Annotated in this window: 1 pseudogene; it reads left to right on the top strand. The window is 60.5% G+C overall.

Going from position 1 to position 820, the window contains the following annotated elements:
- Positions 1–276 (top strand): annotated as a pseudogene (locus tag ROA7023_RS24680) (hypothetical protein); the annotation flags it as partial.
- Positions 277–820 lie beyond the last annotated feature (544 nt).

Here is an 820-nt window from a genome sequence, read left to right on the forward strand (position 1 = left end):
CGGATTGCCGAGGACCATGCGCACTGCGCGCTCGCGGACCTCAGCGGAAACCTTGTTCGTCGTCTTGCCCATGATGACTCCATCTACTCAAGAGTTGGAGCCGCCGGCAAATTCGGCGCGGTTCAGAACGCCACCGGGAGGGGCTTCGAACGTGTCAATGTGCTGTCCATGCTCAAGGCCGGAGGGATGCGTATGCCGCTGGATCACATCGCCGCCCTCGCCGAAGCAACCGGCATCAATACAGTGGTCCTGCCAATGAGTGTTTTGCAGGAATAAATGCCTGAGACCTGGGCCGTTGTCGCTTCGTCACGACGAGATCCCGGCTCGACCCTGACCGTTCCAGACGCCTATGTCAGCATCCGCGGGTCAGCGCCCGTCACTGGTCGCTTCAAACAATTCTGCGCGGCGGGCAGGCGGACCCGTTGCGGGATGCTGGAGCTCCTGTCGATAGCGGCGGGCCAGGTGCCGTGGAGCAGGTGAGCGACAGATCTGTGCGGGAACTGATCGGTGTAAAATGGCGCACCAAGGTCCCGATTTCACCGTCCTATTAGGAAGCGGAGCAGTCGTCGAGAGTCAAGGAAAGTCGGTCTGAAGGCCAACTCTCTGCTTTCGTTGCTGCGGTGTTCCATCGACCGGACAAACGGTGCCTCAAACATGTGACGAAACCACGGCCTTTTCTTCGGTCCGTCCCCTTCACACGAACCGAAAATCATCCTCCACATCCGCCGGGACGATGCCCTGCAGGAAGATGATATGCCCGTCGATCACCGCCTCCGTTCCGCTGCCCTTCGCCGTCAGCGAGATGTCGCGCGGGGACATG

Source organism: Roseisalinus antarcticus (assembly GCF_900172355.1).
Classification (GTDB): domain Bacteria; phylum Pseudomonadota; class Alphaproteobacteria; order Rhodobacterales; family Rhodobacteraceae; genus Oceanicola; species Oceanicola antarcticus_A.